We start from the raw sequence: 17,358 nt of genomic DNA on the forward strand, positions 1-17,358 counted from the left end.
GAAATAACGTGCTTAAAAGGTGGCTCTGAATCAAGTAGAATGCACTTTTAACGAAAAGTTCAGTAGCCAAGCAGTGAATTGGAGTAAAGATGACTAAATCGGTAGCGGAAGCCCTTGCGTTGATTACCCGAGGTGTTGATGAAGTGTTGGTAGAACAAGAGCTTAAAGATAAGTTGGGCGAGAATCGCCAACTTACGGTGAAGGCTGGGTTTGATCCAACAGCGCCTGATTTACATCTAGGGCACACGGTACTCATCAATAAATTACGAATTTTTCAAGATCTTGGCCATAAGATTGTGTTTTTGATTGGTGATTTCACCGGGATGATTGGTGATCCCACCGGTAAAAACGTAACGCGCAAGCCATTAAGCCGCGAAGATGTGCTAGCAAATGCTGAAACTTACAAAGAGCAAGTGTTCAAAATCTTGGACCCTGAAAAAACCGAAGTTCGCTTTAACAGTGAATGGATGAATGAGCTTGGGGCGGCCGGTATGATTAAATTGGCTTCACGGCAAACCGTTGCTCGTATGCTAGAGCGTGACGATTTTAAAAAGCGTTATCAGGGTGGCCAACCCATTGCGATTCATGAATTCATTTACCCACTTGTACAGGGCTGGGATTCTGTTGCCTTGCAAGCCGATATTGAAATGGGTGGAACCGATCAGCGATTCAACTTGCTGATGGGGCGAGAGTTGCAAAAGGAAGAGGGGCAACGGCCGCAAACAGTGATAACCGTGCCATTGCTCGAAGGCCTTGATGGCGTACAGAAGATGTCTAAATCGCTCGGAAATTATGTGGGCATTACCGATGCGCCGAACGACATGTTCGGTAAGATTATGTCGGTTTCTGATGATCTCATGTGGAAATATTTTGATTTATTAAGTTTCCGTAGTGATGAAGAGCTTGCTCAGTTAAAAGAGCAAGTTGCCGCAGGCGGGAACCCTCGTGATGCGAAAGTGGCTCTGGCGAAAGAGTTAATTGCGCGTTTCCACAGTGAAGATGCCGCAGCAGCGGCGGAACAGGATTTTATTCAGCGCTTTCAGAAAAATGCCATTCCCGACGATATGCCGGAAATAGCGTTGAACCTAACGGAAGATCAGCGCGGGCTTGCCAATGTTCTTAAAGAAGCAGGGCTTGTGGCATCAACTTCCGAAGCGATGCGTATGGTAAAACAAAATGCCGTTCGCATTGATGGGGATAGGGTGGAAGATGCTCGCATAACGTGCGCGTTAGGAACTGCGGTGTATCAGGTAGGAAAGCGCAAGTTTGCTAGAATTACCCTCAGCTAGAATTGTATTGAGCTAATCATTTACTCAAATTTAGCCGCTTACTAAAATTAAGAGCTTACCGGGATTTGTAGTGCGGACGCAGAATAATGAGCTGCAGCACGCACGATGTAGGTAGAGCAAATTCATTATGAAAATCAGCGTTGCCAGCCCGGGACGCTGATTTTTTTGTTGCTCTCGGGCTCCCAAGCAGTGAGCGTTTCTCCCCACACACAGCCCGTATCTAAACCAATAATATCAGTGCGCTGGGTATCCCCCATTAGGCTTGCCCAGTGGCCAAATACAATACGCCAAGGCGAATGCTTGCGCGCGGAAAACCAGGGTTGTAGATTAGCTTCCGTTGGCACGGCCTTGGGATGCCTTTTCTCATTGAGCTCTAACGCATTCGTTGGCGTTACATAGCGCATGCGGGTGAGCACATTAACGATAAAGCGAATACGCTCATGGCCGCTGAGGTCAGCGTGCCATTGGGCCGGGTCGTTACCGTACATCTGTTCCAGAAACTGTACAAATTTGCTGCTGCGCAAACAGAGGGCTACTTCGTTTGCATATTCGGATGCTTGATCAACGCTCCACTCGGGATGAATACCCGCATGAGTAACCACTAATGATTGCGCGGCATCAGCTAATAGCAGAGGTTGGTGGCGGAGCCAATGTATCCAATAATCGCGGTCAGAGGATCTTGCTAAATCAGCCGTACGATCTTTTGGATTTGCTTTGCGCAGTTGGCATAACACAGCGAGTGCGTGTAAATCGTGGTTGCCAAGTACGCAGCGAAATGAAGTGCCCATTTCTGCAAGAAATTCGAGCGTAGCTTGTGCTTGCGGCCCTCGGCCAATAAGATCGCCAACGGCCCAAAGCTCATCAGTTCGCGGATCGAAATGCACTGCGCTGAGTAAGTTTTGTAAAGGCTGCAAGCAGCCATGGATATCACCTACTAAATATCGAGCCATAGCCGTTGCTTAGTGCAGTATATTGGGTTGTGCTAGGGTAAAAACCGGTATTGGCAAATCCCAAAACTGGCCGTCATCGTCGACCATGCCGTAGCTGCCCTCCATATGCCCTAAAGGTGTTTTTAATACAGTGCCACTCGTATAAGTAAAGGATTTACCCGGCTGTATGTGAGGTTTTTTCCCGACTACGCCTTCGCCAACTACTTCGGTAGTGTTACCGTTCGCATCGGTAATTTTCCATTTCCGGTTTAGCAATTTCACCGCCGAATCGCCAACATTGGCAATAGTTATGGTGTACGAAAATACGAATTGCTCTTTTTCAGGCATGGATTGTTCTTCTAGGTATTCAGTTTCAACCTGAATACTCACTTCATAGGTACTCATATCGTTCGGTCATTCTCCGTAATCCAATTGGCCATGCGAACAAAATCAGCCACAGCGAGTGTTTCTGGGCGTACTGTAGGATCGATATTGATACTCTCTAACTCTTCCGCCGACATCAGTTTCTTCATGTTATTGCGCATAGTTTTCCGGCGCTGATGAAAAGCCATATGGCAAACGTGATTTAAAGTTGAACGATCTAGCACCGGCCATGGTGATTCGCTATATGGTTCTAATCTTACAACGGCAGAATCAACTTTGGGTGCAGGATCGAAAGCTTCCGGAGGTACTTCAATAACCGGAATTACCTTGCACGCTTGTTGAATCATAACGGTGAGGCGGCCGAAAGCTTTACTACCTGGTGCCGCAGCCATGCGGGCTACAACTTCTTTTTGCAGCATAAAATGCATATCAGAAATAGTATCTAACTGGCTAAGTAAATGAAATATCAAGGGCGTAGATATATTGTATGGTAGGTTGCCAAACACGCGTAACGGTTTGCCAAGCTCACGAGATAGGGCACCAAAATCATACTGTAACGCATCAGCTCGATGAACGGTAAGTTTGCCGGCAAACTCGTTGGCAGTTTCTAATCGAGTAGCTAAATCACGATCAAGCTCAACTACATGTAAATGCCCAGCCCGCTCTGCTACGGGGCGAGTAAGCGCCGCCAAACCCGGACCTATCTCTACCATAGGCTCGCCAGGTTGAGGAGCTATAGCTTCTACTATGGCATCGATAACCATCTCATCTTGTAGAAAATTTTGGCCAAAACGTTTGCGCGCACGGTGGCCTTCAAGAGCTTTACTCATGGTTATATCGGTATCCTAGACATTCGTTAAGCGGCAACAGTAAGTTGCTCTATTAGCATGATTATGAAGTTTTTCGTGAATTTGTGAAAGATTAGCTTAAATTTTTTGTTTCGCGGCCATCGAGATAGCTTGTTCGAGAGCAAGTTTAAAACTACCTGTATCAGCAGTACCTAAACCCGCCAAATCAAGCGCAGTACCATGATCAACCGAGGTGCGCACAAAAGGCAAACCTAAAGTGATATTTACCGCTGCACCAAAACCCTTGTATTTTAATACCGGCAGGCCTTGATCGTGATACATGGCCAATACAACATCGGCATTTTCTAAGTATTTTGGCTGAAATATAGTATCGGCGGGTAGTGGTTCCGAAAGGTTATAACCATGTTCTTGGCGTAAAGTATTCAGAGTGGGGCTAATTACATCCATTTCTTCGTGCCCTAAATGCCCACCTTCACCGGCATGGGGGTTTAAACCACACACTAGAATTCGGGGATTCTCAATAGCAAACTTCTGCACTAAATCATGGTGCAAAATGTGAATTACTTGCGCTAAACGTTCACGAGTAATGGCTTTTGCAACATAGGCAAGGGGAATGTGAGTGGTTACTAATGCCACGCGTAAGCCCTCGGTGGCGAGTAACATAACAACATCTTTGCAGTTTGCTTGATGGGCAAAGTATTCGGTGTGGCCGCTAAACGCTATGCCGGCTTGATTAATAATCCCCTTGTGCACAGGGCCGGTAGCAATAGCAGCAAATTCACCACTGATATTTCCTTGGCTAGCGCGATAGAGCGTATCGATAACGTAATGGCCGTTGGCTTCGTTCAGAAGCCCCGCTGTTGCTGGCTCGTAAAGAGGGATATGGCAAACCGTAAGCGTACCAGCGGCTTGCGGTTTTGCTGGCTCGTCGGCCGCATAGTCAAGCAGTTTGATTGGCAAATTTAATGCCGCCGCACGCTCGGCAATAAGTTGTTTATCGGCACAAACCACTAGCTCAACAGGCCAAGCCTGCTGGGCTAGTGCTAGGATGAGATCTGGCCCAATACCGGCAGGCTCGCCCGGTGTAACCGCAATGCGTTGAATCATCTAGAAGCGGATATCCACAAAGGCGTTATCCCGCAGCTCTTGTAACCACACTTCCATTTCTTCTTGGAATTTACGGCTATACAAGATTTGTTGGGCCTGTTCACGCATGCGCTGCTCAGTAATATCTTGCTCACGGCGATCCAGTACTTCCACAATGTGCCAGCCATGAGTAGTTTTAAATGGCTCGGAAATGATATTCGGTTCCATACTGGCAACTCGATCCCGAAATTCAGGTACAAAAATATCCGGAGTAGCCCAACCTAATTCACCACCCTGTGCAGCAGAGCCAGTATCGGCCGAATTTTCAGCCGCTAACTCTGCAAATGTTCTTTCGCCTGATTGAATTTGCTCGCGGAATTCTTGCAACATTTGCTGGGCGCGATTATCGGAAAGAATAACTGAAGGGCGCACAAGAATATGCCGGGAAAGCACTTCTTCCGAGGTAGCTTGTTGCATGCCACGTACATCTTGAATCTTCAGAATATGAAAGCCAAGGCCACTGCGTAATAACCCCGCTACATGGCCTTGCTCTTGGCCTTCTAAGGCACTCGCGAACAACGTTGGCATTTCATTGATCGACATCCAACCCATATCACCGCCCTCGAGTGCGTTTTGAGCGCTCGATGCAGTAATTGCAAGTTGGGCAAAATCATCGCCATTGCGCGCAAGCTCTAAAACTTGCTCTGCGCGGGAGCGAGCGGCAGGCTCATCGTTTTCACCCTCTTCATTTTGTAAACTGATGAGTATGTGCGATACGCGATATTCAGTGTTGCTCGCACCTTGTTCAGAAATGAGGTTAACTAACAAATCAATTTCTTGCGGGCTCATGTAAATTCGGCGCTGAATACTGGCACGTTGCACTTCCGACATCATGATCTGGTTTCTAATTTGCTCCCGGTATTCGGCCCAGCTAGCACCATCGGCCGTAATTTCCAGGCGTAAGCCTTCTACTGACAAATTGTTTTCACTCGCAATGTTAGCAATCGCTTGATCTAAAAAAGCATCGTCAATCCGAATGCCCATGCGATCGGCCATTTGCATCTGCAATTTTTGCGTGATCAAACGTTCGCTCGCTTGGGTGCGAATCGCCGTTTCCGATGGTGCATTCGCCGCGTCGGTATCGATTTCGGACCTTACACTCTCGATTAAATCGTTTAATTCACTCTCTAAAATAACTTCTTCGTTCACCACAATAACAACGCGATCCATGAGTGTTTCTGCGTGTGCCATAGTGCTGGCCAGCATGGCAACTACACCAAAAGCCAAGGCTGTAATTTTTCTCATAAAGCTTCCAATTAATTACTTAAATAAAACGGTCTACGGTATCCAAAAATACCCTGCTGTAGCATATCCATAATTGCGCCTGTGCTATTGCTGAGCCCACTGAGGATAAACTGAACGCTAACGCCATTATCAAAATCTGCAGGAGGTAGCGGACCATCTGCAAAGCTTAAATCATAATTTCTGTTTACTCGACGATAAGCACTTATACGAATCGACCAACAACAGCGATCGTATTGCACCCCGAATAATGCATCCATGGTTCGATTGGTACGCAAATCATTGTACCAATGGCCACCTATCGACCAATCATTCGCAACTTTCCATGTTGAACTGAAGCCAATTTGTTCCACTTCTTCGCTGGTACCCACCAAACCTTGAACGCGCCGATAATTCAACTGTAACAAGTTCGCGTCGTCTTTACGATACTCAACGGCTACTCTGCCTTTCCGTGTAAGATCTAAATCAGTGTCGTACTGTAGCGCTGAACTTACATACCAACGGCGGCCAACTTGGAAATCCAATTCTGCGGCAAGTTCTGAATTACTCGCAGTTATTCGGCTGCTTTCATCAAATAACTGAGTTTGGCTCTCATCAAGATAGATTATCTGACCTAAACTCAAGCGCATTAGTTCCACCGCGTTACTATCAAAAAAGCTTGTGGTGGCACCCAGGGTTATTTGATGAGCATTAGCAATTCGATCCAAGCCGGTGAAGCGGCGGGGCCGAAATAAGCTATGATAATCATCTTGCATCAAAATTGTATCGTAGATACCAATTTGTGCTTGCTCCTGATGCGGCACATATAGATATTGAATTTGTGGCGTTAAGGTTTGTAAGCCGCCTTGTTTAAAGGGGCGCTCAAGATGTACTCGGCCATGCCAACGGAATTGAGGCAAGGTACGAGTAACCGAGGCATCCCGCTGCGTATCTGCAGTTTGGTCATAATAAGTGTAGAGGTAGCTTAAATCGGCTCGCCAATCCCATGCAGTTTTTACTTGGGCGTAACTGAGTGTAGGTTCTAAGTGAAAGCGACTGGCATTGTCAGCGCTATCATTTGGATTGCGAAAATGGCTAAGCTCTGAGAAAAACTGCAAACTAAAGTTACCGGGCATCGCCTCATCATGCCACACACTTACTTTCGGCATGGTTCGGTAGGGCGCGCGATATGGGCCCAGCATTTGAAAATCTTCAATTTGGATTTGCGCTAGGGTATCACCCGCTTGGTAATCAATTTGCCCGCGGCGATATAAATGCGGATCGGCTCGATTCACAGTAGCGTTACCAAAATCATTGATATACGCACTGTCACTCACCTGTGAAAAATCAAGATAGCCCGTCCATGCCTCATTAAAATTAGTGCGATGCTCCAAGCGCACAAAAGAGCGGCTGTTGTCGGTATCCAGAGAATCGTCATTGGCTAGGAACTCAACTTGTAGCTCGCTTTCATGGCGCTCGTTTAAAAACCGAAACTCAGTGTTTGTCATTAAACCGCGCTTGCTCATGTATCTCGGGGTAAAGGTAAGATCATAATTAGCGGCTAAATTAAAATAATAAGGCACTTCTAATTCAACACCATTGCGAGCAGAGCTTCGAATTGTTGGGTACAGAAAGCCTGATTTACGTTCATCGTTCAATGGAAAAGTGAATCGTGGGATATAAAGCACGGGCACATCAAACAAACGAAACTGAGCATTGCGGGCGGTGCCCCAACTTTCATTCTCATTCACTTCGATTTCCGAGGCTCGTATCTGCCATGCAGGGTTATCGCCAGGGCAGGTAGTAAAAGTGCCATCGTGCAAGGTTATTAACCGGCTTTCTTCTGCCGCTTGGATATCAATGCGGCCGGCGGTTCCTATTGCTGAGCGGGGAATTAAATAATATTCACTATCAAGAATAGTGGCCGTTTCACCATTTGCATCGGCGTCAATTTGCTCTGCTCGTACTGCAATATAACCATCGGTGTAAGTTAGGCTGCCATCGGCACGGAATTGATTACTTTCTTGGTTATAGGAGGCACTGCTTGTAGCTATGCGCTGCTCACCCTGGACGAACAAAACATTGCCGCTAAACTCGGCAAAGCGATTAGCGGCAACTTGGGTATCGTCGGCTCGAATGATGATATCGCTACTGTTAGTTTGCTCGATATTAAGGTGATATGGGTTGTTATTTTTTGCCATCAACCAATCGGGTTTAACTTTACAGGCATTATTTACAATTTCAGCACCGCTAACAATAGGCGTTGGCGAATCGCTCTCAGCTTCAGGCGTTTCGGCATAAACAGGCACACTTGCCACTGCAACGAAAAGCGCAGTTGTTATGAGCGAGAGCCTAAGAGGCTTACAAGCAGGTGCAGAAGGCGATAATATCATGAAGGCTGAATAAAGTTTCCGTGTAGGTTCACAAAGAACGCTATGATAAAGCAATTTTCCGGTGCGGGCTATTTGCGAAGCATGGGAAATGAATAATTCCACATAAATCAATAAAGTTGAGGGTAATTTCGTGGCAGTGGAGAGAATGGTATTACTAGCGGATTGGGCGGCAAAGCAGTTATCTCTGCATCTAAAACAAGATTTAGCGGCAGCGCAGCTAAATATCAATATTCTCGCGGGTGATGCCAGCTTTCGTCGTTACTTTCGCATAACATTTGCAAGCCCAGTGCAACTTAATGCGCAAAGTTTTGTTCTCGTTGATGCGCCACCGCCAGAATCGTTGGAGCCTTTTGTATCAATTGCGCTGGCATACCAAGATGCACACGTGCGAGTGCCTAACGTGTTATCTCAAGATGCTGACATTGGCGTGATGTTATTAGAAGATTTTGGTGATGAACTTTTTTACCAGCGCGTGACAAAGAGCGAGTATCCGCAAGTTTACTATCAGCAGGCGCTGCAACAGTTGCCTGCTCTGATGAGAATTACTGAGCATCGCAGTGGTGTGTTGCCTGAATATGATCAAGCACTTTTGCAGCGAGAAAATGCGTTATTTTCAGATTGGTTAGTGGGCACTCACTTAGGCTTGACGCTCTCGTTGGACGAACAAAAAATATGGCAACAGTTCTCTAATAGATTAATAGCAAATGCGTTGCAGCAGCCTCAGGTGGGTGTGCATCGTGATTATCATTCGCGCAATTTAATGTTCCTTGGCAATGGGCATCAAGTGAGGTTAAATCAGAGCCAAGCACTGCAACATGCATTGGGCATTATTGATTTTCAAGATGCAGTAAGGGGCCCAATTACCTATGATTTAGTATCGTTATTACGAGATTGCTACATTGTTTGGCCAGACACCATGGTGCAGGAACTCAGCACATTCGGTTATGAGCTTTTGCAGCAAGAGGGGTTATTGGCAGCTAGCGTAAGTGTTGAAGAATGGCAGCAATGGTTTGATTTAATGGGGTTACAGCGCCACACCAAAGCTAGTGGTATTTTTGCTCGGTTATATCATCGTGATGGTAAAGCTGGCTACTTGCACGATATTCCAGCCACAGTGGAGTACTTACTCAAGGTGGCGCAGAAATACCCTGAGTTCAGGGATTATTGTGATTGGCTGCAGGAGCGTATTATTCCAGCGCTTGCTGCGAAAGCGGAGAACAGCGTAACCGGCCTCAAGGGTAATTCATGAAAGCAATGATTCTAGCCGCCGGCCGCGGCGAACGAATGCGGCCACTTACCGACCATACACCAAAGCCATTATTGCAAGTTGCGGGTAAAGCCCTGATTGTTTGGCACTTAGAGAACTTAAAACGCGCAGGTATTGAGCAAGTAGTTATCAACACCGCATGGTTGAGTGAACAATTTGAACAAGCGCTTGGTGATGGTAGCGATTATGGTATAGAAATCACTTGGTCTAAAGAACCAGAAGGTGGCTTGGAAACGGCGGGTGGAATTATCAATGCATTGCCACATTTAGGTGAAGAGCCTTTTATTCTGGTAAATGGCGATATTTGGTGCGATTTCGATTTTCGAGATTTGCCGCAACATATTTCCGGGCTTGGGCATCTGGTTATGGTGGATAATCCAGCGCATCATCCTGTGGGTGATTTTTCGATCCATCATGATCGTGTGGAAAATACGCCCGGGCTAACATTCAGTGGGATTAGTGTATTGAGCCCAAAGCTTTTTGCTGGTGCGGAAGTAGGGTTTCTAAAGCTGCGGCCGTTTTTTGAAAAAGCGATAAACAAACATAGTTTAACCGGCGAACATTACAACGGGTTCTGGACCGACGTAGGCACACCTGAACGTTTAACGCAGTTATCCGATTTTTTATCGGGCAGGCATTCAGAGCAAGCACGCCGCTGAATAATCGATAGGTAATTCGAATGCCATTGCCGCTCCGGTTCTTGGATGAGTAAAGGCTAAATACTCTGCATGCAACAGTAAGCGAGTTGCACCTTCTCTGGATGCATCCGTGCCATACAGGCGATCGCCGAGAATTGGATGGCCTAGGCTGTTCATGTGCACTCGTAACTGATGAGAACGCCCAGTGATTGGGTGTAAGATTACGTCTGTCCACGCCGGGGTGCCAGTAACTTTCTCATAATGGGTTAACGACGCGCGGCCTTCATCATGGCACACCATTTGTTTTGGCCTATTGGGCCAATCACAACGCAGCGGCAAATCAACTGAGCCACTAGAACTTTCAAGCTCGCCGTGAATTCGCGCGCGATAGCGCTTGGTTGTTTTTCGATGCTCAAATTGTTTACCGAGTTCACCTTGGGTATATTTATTCAACGCCATAAGAATAATACCCGACGTAGCCATATCCAACCGATGCACAATACGCGCTTCAGGCAGCGCCCGGCGTACACGCAACTCTAAACTATCTTTATGTTCAGGTGCTTTGCCAGGAACCGTAAGTAAGCCCGCAGGTTTGTTAATCACCAACAAATCATCGTCCCGATAGAGGATTTCTAGCCAGGGCGTGGTGGGTGGGTTGTAAACAAACATGGCATTCATCACTTTTAGTTGTGCGCGTTGGGCTACGAGAGCTAAAGGAGCTAACAGGCGGCGCATTGTAGCAGAATTTATTTTCGTTTTGTCATAGCAGGTTCATTTCAGTGGTCTAAGATTAAATAGAAAACAACAACAAAGATGAGGTTCTACCTATGCCTGCGAGTGAGCCCAAGTATTACGTTCTCGATACCAATATACTGCTGCACGAACCCCTTGCTTTCCTTAACTTTCAAGAGCACAACGTTGTGATTCCAATGGTTGTTTTGGAGGAACTCGACCATATAAAAGATCGCCAAAAAGATGTCAGCCGAGATGCCCGCGTGGCTATACGTTCGCTTGAAGAAGCGCTTCATGATGCAACCCCAGAACAAATAACGGCGGGAGTACCGCTCACACGAATTGCCGGTGAGCATCAGGCCCAAGGCCATCTTTCTATTTTCCCCGATTATCAACTGAGGCAAACCGAATCTGCCTTATCGCTCAACGAAAACGATCACCGTATTATTCAAACTGCCCTGCAGTTGCAAGCCACCAAATCACCACACAAAGTGGTCTTGGTTACCAAAGATATTAATATGCGCCTGAAAGCAAAAGGGGCGGGTGTTAACTTCGTTGAGGATTATCGAACCGATCAGCTTATTGATGATATTCGCCTTTTAGCCAAGGGGTTTCATCAATTCGAAGGGGATTTTTGGGATACGGTAGGTGAAGTTAAAACCGAACAAGATGGCCGTGATATCTATCATTTTATCGCGCGGGATAGGTTCCCAGCGCTGTATCCAAACGAGTATTTGCTTGATGAAACCGATAGCTTTGCTGCACGAGTTGATAGTTTCACGGATAGCCATGTAAAAATTCTTGATATCGGCCGTGAGCGGCTAATGAGCCAGCGCGCCTGGGGTATTACACCGAAAAACATTTACCAAGCTATGGGCATGCACTCATTGCTCGATCCAACTCAGGATTTAGTGATTTTAACCGGGCCGGCCGGGTGCGGGAAAACACTACTAGCTTTGGCTACGGCACTCGAGCAAGTGGTTGAAAAGGGTATGTATGAAAAAATCATCGTAACCCGAAATACACCCGAAATTGCCGAATCCATTGGTTATTTGCCGGGAACCGAAGAGGAAAAAATGGCGCCTTGGCTGGCGGCTATTACAGATTCTTTGGAGGTGCTTCACAAGCAAGATGAGAATATGGAATCAAGCCTAAACTTTATTATGAGCAAGGCAAATATTCAGTTTAAATCATTGAACTTTATGCGAGGTAGAAGCATTCAGAACGCGGTGGTAATTCTTGATGAAGCACAGAATTTAACGGCCGGGCAATTGAAAACTATTATTACGCGTTGTGGTGCGGGCACGAAAATCATCTGTTCGGGGAACTTGGCGCAAATCGATAGTTATTACTTAACCGCAGTTACTTCAGGGTTAACGTACATAGTTGAGCGCTTTAAAAATTATTATGGTAGCTCAACCATGAACTTAAATGGCGTGGTGCGTTCAAGTTTGGCGCAATATGCGGAAGAAAATTTGTAAGGCTATGTAGGCGAAATAGAAGCTAAAACAAAGCAGCCGCAACTTAGATTGCGGCTGTTTTGTTAGCGCTTTAGCTAATTATTCGGCATGTACTTGCAAGAAATCTTCCAAAATTGTACACGCGGCGGCACTATCAACTCGGCCCTTACTCAGCTCCCGAAAGCCACCACGAGCAAAGAGCTCTTCTCGCACGCTAGCCGTAGTTAACCGCTCATCTTGGTATTTTACTTGCACACCGAAGCGGCCATGTAGGCGATTACCGAATTTACGTGCTAAATCAGTTAATGGTTGTTCGGTGCCATCCATGTTGAGCGGCAGGCCCACCACACAAAAATCCGGTTGCCACTCTTTGATGAGCTTTTCCAAAAGTTGCCAATTGGGAATTCCCTCTTTGGCCGATAATGCCGCTAATGGCGAAGCTGTATTAGTAATGCGGCTACCAACCGCAACACCTATACTTTTGGTGCCAAAATCAAAGGCAAGAATGCTCATGTTATTACCACCCTAACTGTTGGCGGGCAGATTGCAGCATAGAGCCGGCATTATGCATGGCCGGCTTCGCTCGATAGTTGGCTAATATCAAAACCCAAACTTTCGGCAGCTTTTCCCCAACGCTCGGCGGTAGGCGTAGAAAACATCAAGTTGGCATCAGCGGGAATCGTTAACCAACTATTCTCTGCTAATTCTTGCTCCAATTGGCCAGCTTCCCAACCCGCATATCCCAAGGTTAGTAGGAATTTTTGCGGAGCTCGATCTGAGCCTAATGCCTCGAGGATATCGCGAGAGGTTGTGATCATAATTTCACTACTCAGCTCAAGGCTACTGCGCCAACCCTTTTGTGGTGGGTGTAAAACAAAGCCGCGGTCGGTTGCTACCGGGCCTCCGGTTAGCACCTGCAAATCTTCAAAATTACGCTCATGGGTAATTTCAACATCGATTTGCTCCAGTAGGCTTGCCACTGTCATGCCGATAGGCTGATTAATAATCAAACCCATGGCACCTTCTTCGTTGTGTTCGCACACATAAGTAACAGTGTGGTGAAAAAATGGGTCGTCGAGGCCTGGCATTGCAATCAAAAAATGGTTCGCCAAGCTATTAAATTCGGTGTTCTCTTGCTCTGCTGTAGAATCAGCCATGCTCGCTCCTTACTGCAAATCAGCGATTAGTGCATCGAAAAACTGGCCCGCAATATTAATATCATACGCATTCTCAATTTCCCGCATACAGGTAGGGCTGGTCACGTTAATCTCAGTGATACGATCACCAATGACATCCAAGCCCACTAAATACAAACCTTTTTCTTTCAAAGCTGGCCCTACTGCTTTGGCGAGGGCCAAATCGTTTTCACTCAAAGGTTGCGGGCGCCCAGTACCACCGGCAGCTAAGTTGCCGCGAGTTTCGCCTGCCGAAGGCACACGCGCCAAGGAATAGGGAACCGCCTCACCATTAATAATCAAAATTCGTTTATCACCATCTTTAATAGCGGGTAAATATTCTTGTGCCATTGCAAAACGCGTGCCGTGCTCTGTGAGTGTTTCAATAATCACGCCTAAATTACTGCCGGTTTCATCAACTCGGAAAATAGAAGCGCCGCCCATGCCATCCAGTGGTTTCAAAATCACATCTTTATGTTTTTTATGGAATGCTCGAATTTGTTCGGCACTGCGAGTTACTAAAGTGGCTGGAATAAGTTCAGGGAACCATGCCGTGTAAAGCTTTTCACCACAATCGCGCAGGCTTTGTGGGCGGTTGGCAACGAGCGCACCATCACGCTGCGCAAGCTCTAAAATGTGCGTGGCATACACAAATTCGATATCAAAGGGCGGGTCTTTGCGCATCAAAATAATATCGATATCACCCATCGGCACAACGGTAGCTTCGCCCAATTGGTAAAAATCTTTTGCTTGGTCGGTTACTTTTAATGGCTGCACACGTGCCATGGCCGTGCCTTGCTCAATAAACATATCAGCGAGTTGCAAATACAAAACCTCATAGCCCCGAGCCTGCGCCTCGAGCGCTAAACGGAAACTTGTGTCTTTGTATGTTTTCACTGATTCAATCGGGTCCATCACAATCGCAACGCGAGTCATTATTTTCTCCCTTTAAACTTCAAAGCATGTATCAAGCTTACGCAAGATCGCCAAAATGAGATTGTAACGCAGTAACGGCCGCTAACGCTGCAGTTTCTGTTCTTAAAATGCGCGGCCCTAATTGTACCGCATAGCATTTATAGTACTTAGTTTGTTCAATTTCGCTCTCAGAAAAGCCACCTTCAGGGCCGATAAGTAAATGGTAAGCACCATGTTTTGGAAGTTTTCCGAAGCCCTCGGTTGCTAACGGATCAAGGGTTACCGCTAAACCCTCTCGTTTTTGTTGTAACCAAGTTTGCAAATTCATTGCAGGCTTAACTTCCGGCACCGTATTACGGCCTGATTGTTCACAGGCGCTAATCACGATTTTTTGCCACTGCTCCTGCTTCTTCGCTAAACGCTCACCGCTGAGTTTTACATTGCATCGCTCAGTAAACAAAGGCGTAATCGAAGTAACGCCAAGCTCCACCGATTTTTGCAAAACGAAATCCATGCGATCGCCCTTGGAAATACCTTGAGCCAGATGAATTTGCAAAGGTGATTCGCTGGAAGCGAAAACCTTTTCCAATACTTTCACCGTAACCCGTTTCTTTGTAACGGCAATTATTTCGGCTTGATATTGGTGATCATCACCATTAAAAAGTTCCAGCAACGCACCCGGCTGCAGGCGCAATACGCGGCCGGTATGGTTACTCGCTTCTTCCGAGAGCGAACTTATTTCATTTACCTGTAAAAGCTCTGGGTGATAAATGCGAGGAATGCGCATAAGATACCTGCTCTGATTGCTACCTAGTGTTGTAACCCTAGTTGCTAAAATACATGTCGGTTACTAAAAATACATAGCACGCATGTTACCTTTCGGCGCTAGATGCGGCAACTAAGCATCTGCAACCAAAGAGAGATTATTTGTGGAAAGCACCCATAAAATGCCAATATTGAGCACTCGAGGCTTAACCAAAACTTACGATGGCGTAAATGTCGTTGATAAGTTGGATTTAGATATTCCCGAAGGTATTTGTTTTGGTTTGCTGGGGCCTAATGGCGCCGGCAAAACCACTACAATAGAAATGCTCGAGGGTATTTTGCCGCCAAATGCGGGCACTATTCTTTATCGTGGAGAGCCGGTAGATAAACACTTTTTTCAGAAAGTGGGCATACAGTTTCAGCACACTGCGTTACCGGATTTTTTGAAAGTAAATGACGTGTTGAATTTGTTCAGCCGTTTTTATGATCAGCCCATGAATCGAGATGAGCTCATAGCCTGGTGTAATTTGGAGGATATCTTAGAGCGCGATCATCGCAAATTATCAGGCGGCCAAAAACAACGGTTGTTACTGGCGTTAGCATTGATGAACGACCCCGATTTACTCTTCTTAGATGAGCCTACCACGGGTTTAGATCCACAAGCGCGCCGTAATTTTTGGGAATTAGTGCGCTCAGTTCGTAGCCGTGGGAAAACAATACTCCTCACCACTCACTATATGGACGAAGCCGAGCAATTATGCGATGAAATAGCGGTTTTGGATAAAGGCACGATACTCACTCAAGGCGCCCCACGAACGCTTTTAAATCAACATTTCAAAGGCGCATTGATTCGCATCCCGGTGGGCAATTTTGCAGCTAAGGCTATTCCTCCTGAGTTTGCTGGCGCCGAGCAAAAAGGTGATTTCATGCAACTGCAAGCAACCCAAGTAGATGCTACGTTAAGTGAATTGATCGCCTCGGGTGTTTCCTTGAATGGTTTACAGGTGGAATCGGCCACCCTAGATGATTTGTTTTTAAAGTTAACTGGCCATGAGCTGCGGGGTGAATGATGTTTTGGAAACGTTTTTTTGGGGTGTTAACCGCCCGTAACCTCGAGTTTTGGCGCGATAAAGAATCACTCAGCTGGAATCTACTGTTCCCACTCGTGTTGGTGGTGGCATTTGCGTTTTTATTTGATAGTGATGATCGCACGTTAGTTACCGTAGGTGTGATTCAGGAAGCGCAGCTTTCCCAAGAAATCTCTCAGCGGGAGCAAACTGAGCAGCGGGAGCAAACTGAGCAGCGGGAGCAAACTGAGCAGCGGGAGCAAACTGAGGCGGTAGCTTCAGCTAATAGCCAAGAAATATTCGTACCAGAACTGGCCAGCTTAGATTTTGTTGAGCAAGTTATATACGAAGATCGTGAGCAAGCACTGCGGCGGTTACAGCAACACCAACTTGATTTAGTGATCGCTCCGGGCGAGCAACGTTATTGGCTCAACGAGAGTTCGCCAGGTAGTGCTTTAGCTGCAGAGCTCCTCAGTGCCCGCAGCGATAATTACGCACAAGAAATTTTAAGTGGCCAAGCACTGCGTTACGTAGATTGGGTGTTGCCCGGGATTTTGGCGATGAACTTAATGTTTAGTTGCCTATACGGCGTGGGCTATGTGATTGTGCGATATCGCAAGAATTCGGTATTAAAACGCCTACAGGCTACGCCACTTTCGGCATTCGAATTCTTGCTGGCGCAAGTGGTATCGCGGGTTTGGTTAGTATTAGCCACACTCATTATTGTTTATCTAATCTGCAATGCGATATTTAGCTTTGTAATGGAGGGAAGTTATCTATTGCTCATTCTGCTTGCCTTTGTGGGCTCGGTTTGCGTGTCTGCTCTGGGGTTATTAATTGCGGCTCGGACACGGAGCGAAGAACTTTCCAGAGGCCTACTCGATTTTATTGCGTGGCCAATGTTGTTGCTTTCCGGCGTGTGGTTTTCCCTTGATAGCTCACCAGAATGGGTGCAACAACTGGCGCAGATCTTCCCGCTCACGCATTTACTCGACGCCGCTCGTGCGGTAATGTTTGATGGTGCAGGGTTAGCCGAAATATTTCCGCAGATAGTAGTTCTAATCGGTATGACATTGCTGTTTTTGTTAGTGGGTGCGCGGCTTTTCCGTTGGGTAGGGGATGGCCGTTAGCGCATGAAAAAGGCAGGGGAATTAGCCCCTGCCAGTTT

17 protein-coding genes are annotated in these 17,358 nt (G+C 46.6%); 6 read left to right on the forward strand and 11 right to left on the reverse strand.

Annotated elements, in window-relative coordinates; translation table 11 throughout:
- The first annotated feature begins 89 nt into the window (after nucleotides 1-89).
- A complete protein-coding gene (gene tyrS, locus CWE08_RS07870) occupies nucleotides 90-1,289 on the forward strand; it encodes a tyrosine--tRNA ligase (RefSeq protein ID WP_126767331.1) in 1,200 nt (399 codons plus the stop codon).
- A 134-nt stretch (nucleotides 1,290-1,423) separates the two neighbouring features.
- Here tyrS and CWE08_RS07875 read toward each other — a convergent pair whose 3' ends face one another.
- The 6 genes from CWE08_RS07875 to CWE08_RS07900 all read right to left on the reverse strand — a co-directional run bounded on the left by CWE08_RS07875 (nucleotide 1,424) and on the right by CWE08_RS07900 (nucleotide 8,087).
- Complete coding sequence (locus CWE08_RS07875; protein ID WP_126767332.1) at nucleotides 1,424-2,239, reverse strand: symmetrical bis(5'-nucleosyl)-tetraphosphatase; 816 nt, start codon at nucleotides 2,237-2,239, stop codon at nucleotides 1,424-1,426.
- Nucleotides 2,240-2,248: 9 nt separating this feature from the next.
- Nucleotides 2,249-2,623, reverse strand: coding sequence for a Co2+/Mg2+ efflux protein ApaG (gene apaG, locus CWE08_RS07880; protein WP_126767334.1), 375 nt, complete (start codon nucleotides 2,621-2,623; stop codon nucleotides 2,249-2,251).
- A complete protein-coding gene (rsmA, locus tag CWE08_RS07885; protein ID WP_126767336.1) occupies nucleotides 2,620-3,432 on the reverse strand; it encodes a 16S rRNA (adenine(1518)-N(6)/adenine(1519)-N(6))-dimethyltransferase RsmA in 813 nt (270 codons plus the stop codon). Before rsmA ends, apaG begins: the two co-directional genes overlap by 4 nt.
- A 96-nt stretch (nucleotides 3,433-3,528) precedes the next feature.
- Complete coding sequence (gene pdxA / locus CWE08_RS07890; RefSeq protein ID WP_126767337.1) at nucleotides 3,529-4,518, reverse strand: 4-hydroxythreonine-4-phosphate dehydrogenase PdxA; 990 nt, start codon at nucleotides 4,516-4,518, stop codon at nucleotides 3,529-3,531.
- Nucleotides 4,519-5,802, reverse strand: a complete 1,284-nt coding sequence (gene surA, locus CWE08_RS07895) for a peptidylprolyl isomerase SurA (protein ID WP_126767339.1) — start codon at nucleotides 5,800-5,802, stop codon at nucleotides 4,519-4,521.
- 11 nt (nucleotides 5,803-5,813) lie between these two features.
- The gene (locus CWE08_RS07900) at nucleotides 5,814-8,087 is read right to left on the reverse strand and encodes an LPS-assembly protein LptD (RefSeq protein WP_198677119.1); all 2,274 of its coding nucleotides are present in this window, start codon (nucleotides 8,085-8,087) and stop codon (nucleotides 5,814-5,816) included.
- Nucleotides 8,088-8,316: 229 nt separating this feature from the next.
- On the opposite strand from CWE08_RS07900, the gene CWE08_RS07905 reads away from it, so the two are divergent.
- Both CWE08_RS07905 and murU read left to right on the forward strand, forming a co-directional pair.
- Nucleotides 8,317-9,420: an aminoglycoside phosphotransferase family protein gene (locus CWE08_RS07905; RefSeq protein WP_126767342.1), complete on the forward strand. Its 1,104-nt coding sequence runs from the start codon at nucleotides 8,317-8,319 to the stop codon at nucleotides 9,418-9,420.
- Nucleotides 9,417-10,097, forward strand: a complete 681-nt coding sequence (gene murU, locus CWE08_RS07910; RefSeq protein WP_126767343.1) for an N-acetylmuramate alpha-1-phosphate uridylyltransferase MurU — start codon at nucleotides 9,417-9,419, stop codon at nucleotides 10,095-10,097. Before CWE08_RS07905 ends, murU begins: the two co-directional genes overlap by 4 nt.
- On the opposite strand, the gene CWE08_RS07915 is transcribed toward murU, so the two are convergent.
- Complete coding sequence (locus CWE08_RS07915) at nucleotides 10,077-10,745, reverse strand: RluA family pseudouridine synthase (protein WP_126767345.1); 669 nt, start codon at nucleotides 10,743-10,745, stop codon at nucleotides 10,077-10,079. The two genes, murU and CWE08_RS07915, sit on opposite strands and share 21 nt — an antisense overlap.
- A 158-nt stretch (nucleotides 10,746-10,903) precedes the next feature.
- On the opposite strand from CWE08_RS07915, the gene CWE08_RS07920 reads away from it, so the two are divergent.
- Nucleotides 10,904-12,289 carry a PhoH family protein gene (locus CWE08_RS07920; RefSeq protein ID WP_126767347.1) on the forward strand — a complete coding sequence of 462 codons (1,386 nt, stop codon included), beginning with the start codon at nucleotides 10,904-10,906 and terminating at the stop codon, nucleotides 12,287-12,289.
- A 78-nt stretch (nucleotides 12,290-12,367) separates the two neighbouring features.
- Here the strand turns inward: CWE08_RS07920 and ruvX are convergent, their stop codons facing one another.
- Genes ruvX through CWE08_RS07940 form a run of 4 tightly spaced genes read right to left on the reverse strand, consistent with a single transcriptional unit; the run spans nucleotide 12,368 to nucleotide 15,145 of the window.
- Complete coding sequence (ruvX, locus tag CWE08_RS07925; RefSeq protein ID WP_126767348.1) at nucleotides 12,368-12,781, reverse strand: Holliday junction resolvase RuvX; 414 nt, start codon at nucleotides 12,779-12,781, stop codon at nucleotides 12,368-12,370.
- Nucleotides 12,782-12,831: 50 nt separating this feature from the next.
- Nucleotides 12,832-13,425 (reverse strand): YqgE/AlgH family protein, encoded by a 594-nt coding sequence (locus CWE08_RS07930; protein WP_126767350.1) that lies wholly within the window; start codon nucleotides 13,423-13,425, stop codon nucleotides 12,832-12,834.
- A 9-nt stretch (nucleotides 13,426-13,434) separates the two neighbouring features.
- A complete protein-coding gene (gene gshB, locus CWE08_RS07935) occupies nucleotides 13,435-14,379 on the reverse strand; it encodes a glutathione synthase (RefSeq protein ID WP_126767351.1) in 945 nt (314 codons plus the stop codon).
- 37 nt (nucleotides 14,380-14,416) lie between these two features.
- Entirely contained in the window at nucleotides 14,417-15,145 is a 729-nt protein-coding gene (locus tag CWE08_RS07940) for a 16S rRNA (uracil(1498)-N(3))-methyltransferase (RefSeq protein ID WP_126767353.1), read from the reverse strand.
- 160 nt (nucleotides 15,146-15,305) lie between these two features.
- On the opposite strand from CWE08_RS07940, the gene CWE08_RS07945 reads away from it, so the two are divergent.
- Both CWE08_RS07945 and CWE08_RS07950 read left to right on the forward strand, forming a co-directional pair.
- Nucleotides 15,306-16,193, forward strand: coding sequence for an ABC transporter ATP-binding protein (locus CWE08_RS07945; protein WP_126767355.1), 888 nt, complete (start codon nucleotides 15,306-15,308; stop codon nucleotides 16,191-16,193).
- On the forward strand, nucleotides 16,190-17,320 hold the full coding sequence (locus CWE08_RS07950) for an ABC transporter permease (protein ID WP_241973860.1): 1,131 nt from the start codon (nucleotides 16,190-16,192) through the stop codon (nucleotides 17,318-17,320). Before CWE08_RS07945 ends, CWE08_RS07950 begins: the two co-directional genes overlap by 4 nt.
- The last annotated feature ends 38 nt before the right edge of the window (nucleotides 17,321-17,358 follow it).

Source organism: Aliidiomarina iranensis (genome assembly GCF_003987135.1).
Lineage (GTDB): Bacteria > Pseudomonadota > Gammaproteobacteria > Enterobacterales > Alteromonadaceae > Aliidiomarina > Aliidiomarina iranensis.